General features: G+C 54.2%; 8 protein-coding genes. 5 read left to right on the top strand and 3 right to left on the bottom strand.

Annotated features, from left to right (window positions below; translation table 11 throughout):
• On the bottom strand, positions 1–1,281 hold a 1,281-nt coding region (locus Q0510_RS07050; RefSeq protein ID WP_298709533.1), incomplete at its 3' end, for an efflux RND transporter permease subunit.
• A gap of 64 nt (positions 1,282–1,345) precedes the next feature.
• The gene (locus Q0510_RS07045; RefSeq protein WP_298709531.1) at positions 1,346–1,774 is read right to left on the bottom strand and encodes a hypothetical protein; all 429 of its coding nucleotides are present in this window, start codon (positions 1,772–1,774) and stop codon (positions 1,346–1,348) included.
• A gap of 146 nt (positions 1,775–1,920) precedes the next feature.
• Here Q0510_RS07045 and Q0510_RS07040 point away from each other — a divergent pair, with 146 nt between their 5' ends.
• The 5 genes from Q0510_RS07040 (at position 1,921) to Q0510_RS07020 (ending at position 5,631) form a co-directional block, all read left to right on the top strand.
• Complete coding sequence (locus Q0510_RS07040) at positions 1,921–2,682, top strand: hypothetical protein (RefSeq protein WP_298709529.1); 762 nt, start codon at positions 1,921–1,923, stop codon at positions 2,680–2,682.
• Positions 2,683–3,103: 421 nt separating this feature from the next.
• Entirely contained in the window at positions 3,104–3,472 is a 369-nt protein-coding gene (locus Q0510_RS07035; protein ID WP_298709527.1) for a cold-shock protein, read from the top strand.
• A gap of 160 nt (positions 3,473–3,632) precedes the next feature.
• Positions 3,633–4,211 (top strand): dihydrofolate reductase family protein, encoded by a 579-nt coding sequence (locus Q0510_RS07030; RefSeq protein WP_298709525.1) that lies wholly within the window; start codon positions 3,633–3,635, stop codon positions 4,209–4,211.
• Between the two features lie 113 nt (positions 4,212–4,324).
• A complete protein-coding gene (locus Q0510_RS07025) occupies positions 4,325–4,876 on the top strand; it encodes a GNAT family N-acetyltransferase (RefSeq protein WP_298709524.1) in 552 nt (183 codons plus the stop codon).
• Positions 4,877–4,896: 20 nt separating this feature from the next.
• A complete protein-coding gene (locus Q0510_RS07020) occupies positions 4,897–5,631 on the top strand; it encodes an AAA family ATPase (protein ID WP_298709522.1) in 735 nt (244 codons plus the stop codon).
• 9 nt (positions 5,632–5,640) lie between these two features.
• Here the strand turns inward: Q0510_RS07020 and Q0510_RS07015 are convergent.
• The coding region (locus tag Q0510_RS07015) for a hypothetical protein (protein ID WP_298709520.1) at positions 5,641–6,273 on the bottom strand (633 nt) is incomplete at its 5' end.

Raw genomic sequence — 6,273 nt, 5'->3', positions numbered from 1 at the left:
CTGTTGATGCTGGGCCTCGGCGAAGCGCCTCAGGCAGTTCTCGATGATGATGACGGCGCCGTCCACGATCAGGCCGAAGTCCAGCGCGCCCAGGCTCATCAGGTTGCCGCTGACGCCGAAAAGGTTCATCATGATGATGGCGAAGAGCATGGACAGCGGGATAACAGAAGCCACCAGCAGCCCCGCGCGCAGGTTCCCCAGGAAAATTACGAGCACGAACACCACGATGAGCGCGCCTTCCATGAGGTTAACCTCCACGGTATGAATGGCGTTGCTGACCATGTCGGTCCGGTCGAGGAAGGGTTCTATCTCAATCCCTTCCGGCAACGTTTCCCGGATTTCCGCGATCTTTTGTTTGATGTTTTCGATGACCACATTGCTGTTGGCGCCTTTCAGCATCATCACGATGGCCCCGGCCACTTCGCCTTCGTTATTGTACGCCAGCGCCCCGTAGCGCGTAGCAGCCCCGATGGTGACTTCCGCCACGTCGCGGATCAGCAGGGGAGAGCCGCCGGCGATATTTTTGATGACGATATGCCCGATATCTTCCTTGCTGCCGATCAGCCCTTCGCTGCGGATATACAAAACGGCCGCCTGCTTTTCGATATAGGCGCCGCCGGTATTTTCGTTATTGGTTTCCAGCGCTTTGAACACATCGGCGATGGTAACGCCGTGCGCCTGTAGTTTACCCGGGCTCACGGCCACCTGGTATTGCTTCAGCTTGCCGCCGAAACTGCTCACTTCCGCCACGCCCTTCACGCCCAGCAGCTGCCGGCGCACGATCCAGTCCTGGATGGTGCGCAGCTCGGTGATATCATATCTTCCCTCATAACCTTTCTTCGGCTTTACCACGTATTGATAGATTTCACCCAGCCCGGTGGAAATAGGCCCCATCTCGGGCTTGCCGATCCCGTCGGGGATGGATTCCTGGATAACGGCCAGGCGCTCGGACACCTGTTGCCGCGCCCAATAGATATCCACGTCATCATCAAATACCAGCGTTACGAGCGACAAACCAAACCGGCTGTAGCTGCGGATTTCGGTGATGCCGGCAATATTGCTGCTGGATTGCTCCACGGGGAAGGTGACGAGGCGCTCGATGTCGGTTGCGCCGTAGGAGGGGGCCACGGTGATGATCTGCACCTGGTTATTGGTAATGTCCGGCACGGCGTCTACCGGCAATTTGAACAGTTCGAAAATGCCGTAGATGATCAGTGCGATGGTACATAACGCAATGACGAGTTTATTCCTGACGGAAAACCCTATAATTCGGTTTAACATGAATTACTGATTGAATAAAAATCCGGAAATAGGTAACGGGACAGGCCGCCGGAAGGGGCTTGTCCTACACGATGCTGTTACGTCCGGAACGGGGAGGCTGCCAGATATTGCTGATATTGGCGGAAGGTATCAGGTTATCGTTTTTGGGATAAGGCTCGTCCAAAGCCAGGGGTATTACCGGCTTGCGGAGCTCGGCGGCGAAGGATGCCGGCACCACCGGGGAGCTGAAGATGCTGGAGTCCACCTTTTTGAAAGGCAGCTGGTTGTCGCGCTCTTCGTCGTTATCGGTATGGGGGATGTTGTTGTAATGGTCGATGAGGAACTGGGTGAATGTAATGCCACCGTCCAGCTGCCGGTGCTCCTGGTAATGCTGGATGAGCACGGGCAGCTTCATCAGCTCCCGTAATTCCGCACCGGAAGTGATGTAAGCAATCAGTAATATGACAGCCAGGCACTTTTTCACCAGGGCAAAGGTAGGCAGAACGGATTTCAAATTCAAGTGCGGCGGCCCATTCTTGTTATTCTCCCGGATAATTTCTAAATTGATGGTATTGATCCCCAATAGCAGCAACGGTTTGGACCATATTTCCCCGGATTTACAATTTCAGACGATTTATAAACCCCATAAACAGCAAAAACATGAGCATCGATTTCCTCGACCCTGCGACCAGCGCCGTATTTACACCATCAGGCCGCCTGTCCCGCGCGATCCCCACTTCCGGCAAGCTTACCGGTATCGAGCTGCGGCTGTTGCCGCCTTTTGTGAAAGACAACAATACCGAGCCTTTCTTTCCTTTCCCCGGCTTTTCGAAGCTCTATTGCCTGACCATCGTGGTCAGCGATATTGGTAACCAGCTGGTAGGCGGGATCGACCTGCAGGGTTTCCCGCGGATCGGCGACAACGAGCATTTGCCCATCAACAAGACCATTTTCTACTGGCAGCAGAACGAAACGGCCAGGCAGCCGCCTAAACAGATCCATACGATGTGTTCCGTCATCAAATGCAAAAAAGGACTGCGGGATACCGGGCAGATCCTGACCAGCCTTAAAAATGACGAGGAGTACAAGACCCTCATGGGAACGGTGGCGGGAATGGCCTCCGCCGGCAGCCCGGTTGGCGCAGCGCTGGATATCGTGACCCAGGTGGCGGGGATCGTGGGGCGGTACCTGGTAGACGTGGAAGACAAGCCGGTAGGCACCGTCATCAACAGTTTTACCGACATCCGCGGCGATTTCGACCACGAGGGGGTACGCAAGCATGCGCTCCCGACTCAAAAGGTGGATTTCGAAATGGAAGTGATCGTCAGGGCCCAAAGGCCGGCGGCCAAACCGGCTACCCGCGGACTGGATAGCGACCAGGTGGAAGAGGCGGTGGAAGTGCAGCTGCAACCGCTTTGGTAACGGCGGGGCTTGTTGTTTTCGTGCAACCGGTGGTTGTTTACCGTTTATCCGGGGATTACCGATAAAAAGTCGTATCTTTGCATCATTGCACAGGCTACTGCCTCAGCTACTTCTGAATAAGTCCCGGATAACTCCTCTTCTTCCTCAGTCTTCGCTTTTCCAGCTGCCGGTTACGATGGCATGTTTTATACGGCAATTCGAGGGGCCTGCGTAATATCGAAACGTGACATCAGTAAAATATCGGGTCCGATACATCGGAGATTTCCAAATGCAGCCCGTGCTGCCAATGGGAAGCTCGTCCAAATAAGTTTTTTATCGCAATAATGCGGCATCACTAAAACCACAAAACATGGGTGAAACTTTTTCAAAAAAGGAAAAGAACAACAAAAAAGCAAAAGCAAAATTAGACAAGGCGGAGAAAATGAGATTCCGTAAGACCAACAACGACAAGGGCAAAAGCCTGGAAGACATGCTGGCTTACGTGGACGAAAACGGCAACCTTACTCCTTTTGCGCCTAAGGGAGGCACCGAAAGCGTTCCGTTGCACGAACTGGCAGCTATGGCCAAAGTAAGGTCCAGGCCGCCGGAAGATACTACCCGCACCGGGTTTGTTTCTTTCTACAATTCCACGAAGGGCTTCGGGTTTATCACTGAAGACAATTCAAAAGATAGTATCTTCTTCCACAACAACCAGCTGTCGCAGCCGGTGAAGGAAAAAGACAAGGTGACTTTCACCAAGGAAAGATCGCCGCGCGGCTACAACGCGGCCAATGTAAAACTGATTGATTAACAGATAGATATCGTTAAAAATTACGCAAACACCTGCTCCGCAGGTGTTTTTTTGTGCCCCAAAGCGCCGGGGCGCAATCCGCCTGCTATTTGTCGTAATTCCCCCTGATCCCAGCCATCCTGGCGGTTTACCTTTGAATCTCACCATTAAATACCATGTTATGCGGAAATTAATCTTACAGGTGCAGCTGACGCTCGATGGATTTGTTGCGGGCCCGGAAGGGCAGATGGACTGGATGTGGCTTTCCGGCGATATCGACCCGGCCGGGATGCAGAAGGTCATTGCGCTGGCCGACAGTTGCGATACCATCCTGATGGGGCGCAAAATGACCCCGGGCTTCGTGAAATACTGGGAAGGCGTGGTCGACAACCAGCCCGATAGCGGCGAACAGCCCCTGGCGCAGCGGATGGTGAATATGCAGAAGATCGTTTTCAGCAAGACGCTGACTTCCATGCCCGGCCGGAACCTTCGGGTGGAGAATGGCGACCTGGCCACGGTGGTGCGGGAGTTGAAACAGCATCCGGGCAAGGATATGATCGCGTACGGCGGCGCCACGTTTGCCGGCGAGATCATCAGCCACGGCCTGGTCGACGCTTATTACATCTTCCTGAATCCAGTGGCCATCGGGCAGGGGCTCCCCATCTTCAAGGGTACCACGCAATTAAAACTGGAAAATCATACGGCCTATAAGAGCGGCAAAATAGTGCTGGAGTATCTCCCGGTGCGGAAAGAGGGTTGAGCGCGAAGAAACCCGGGCTGGCCATCCCAATTTTTCAAAACTGGACCATCACGGTAATGCGAAACCAAAGTACATTTGCCGGGGATTTCCCGCTTTCCGTTAAACGAATATCGATGGCATTCCATACCCAACCCATTCTCGAAAACGAATCCGTGCAGCTCCGGCCGCTGCAGGAAGCCGATTTACCGGAATTGTACGCCGTGGCCGCAGATCCTAAAATATGGGAGCAGCACCCCAATAAGGACCGCTGGCAGGAACCGGTGTTCCGGAACTTCTTCGACGGCGCAATGCAAAGCGGGGGCGCTTTCGCCATTATATCCAAAGAAACGGGCAGGATGATCGGCAGCACGCGGATGTATGCGTTCGATGAAAGTGACAACTCCATCTTTGTAGGATACACCTTTTACAGCCGGGATTGCTGGGGAAAAGGCATCAACCAGGCCGTTAAAAAAATGATGCTGGATTACCTGTTCCAATATGTAGACCAGGTGTATTTCCATATCGGCGCATCCAATATCCGCTCCCAGGTCGCCATTACCCGCCTGGGTGCGGAAAAGATAGCGGAAGAAAGCGTGGCTTACGTGGGAGAGGCCCCGCGGCTCAATTTCAAGTACCGGATCGCTAAAAACCAGGCGCAGCGCGCAGGGGAGGAACCGGTCGCATAATTTTACGAACTTTGCAGGCTATGAATATTTTGGATCTGATCATTCATGACAGGGAACAGGTGCAGCTGGACAGTGTATTCCTCGACGACGACAGCAGGCAGATGTGCCGGCAACTCATCCGGGAACATCAATACATCGCCGAGCTGCATCAATACGGGTTACCGGTCAACAACAAGCTCCTGCTGCACGGTGCTTCCGGCTGCGGGAAAACCATGACGGCCAAGGCGCTGGCCCATGCGCTGCATAAAAACATCTACATCCTCAATCTCAGCAATATCGTCAGCGCCCGCATCGGGGAAACGTCGCAGCACCTGAAGCAGGTGTTCGACAAAGCCGCGCGGGAAAATGCCGTGTTATTCCTCGACGAGTTCGACCAGATCGCCAAAGCGCGGGGGAACGATGCGCAGGACGTAGGGGAGATGCGCAGGCTGGTGAATACGCTCCTCCAGCTGATCGACTATTATCCCGAAAAATCCCTGCTCATCTGCGCCACCAACCATCCCGAAATCATCGATGCCGCGCTGATGCGGCGGTTCCAGGTAAGGATCGCCTTTGAAGTGCCGGCGGATAGCGTGCTGGATCACTATTACGACCAGCTGCTGGCCCGCTTCCCGGACGATATCCGGGATATGGAGCGCCGTTACGGGATTTCCTTCGCGGAAGCGAAAGATTATTGCTTCACGACCGCCAAGGCCCGCCTGATCCGCAAATGGGAAAAAGAACAGGCACTTGCCGCCGAGCTGCAGGAAAATTAATCCGAAACCTTACAGATCCACGATACTACTGCGCTTGTTGCAACGGTTCATCAGCTGCACCTGCCAGCGGTAATTGGGATACATGTAATCCAGGCTTTCCCTGGCGCCTTTGCCCGGCTGGCAACCGCTGATATACAACGCAACCACGCCTTCGTTCACCGTACCGGAAATCAGCTCCACATTATACCCGTTCGCCGCGATCTCAAATTGCGGCGCGCCGGGGTTCATGAAGTACAGGCGCACGGGGTAACAGGTCCCTTCCTTACTGCAGGCGCCGCCTCCGCCATATGCGAGGATACCGGCGCCGTCTGCTTTAAACGCCACTTTGATGCGGATGCCGCGGGGATCGCAGTCCATAGACACGCCCATAATTTGCGGGGCCGAACCGCAGGGCGGCGTTACGTACGCCGAAATCTCCCCGATCTTCTTTTGCTTATATATCACTTCCAGCGTGGTCAGCTGATCCGCGGGTTCGTCGTGCGAGAGCGTCAGGTCGAAGTCGCGGGTGCCCTTCAACATGGTGTACCTCACTTTCGCATTCGAATTATTCAGGGTCACGTCGTTGTAATTGACCGCAATCTCCCTTCCATCTTCATTCACAAGTTTAAAAACCTTCTTGCTACCCGATTCTAACGTTAACGG

Source organism: uncultured Chitinophaga sp., from assembly GCF_937874145.1.
Lineage (GTDB): Bacteria > Bacteroidota > Bacteroidia > Chitinophagales > Chitinophagaceae > Chitinophaga.
The sequence above is the reverse complement of the archived record's forward strand: the minus strand, read 5'-3'. Positions and strand labels throughout refer to the sequence as shown.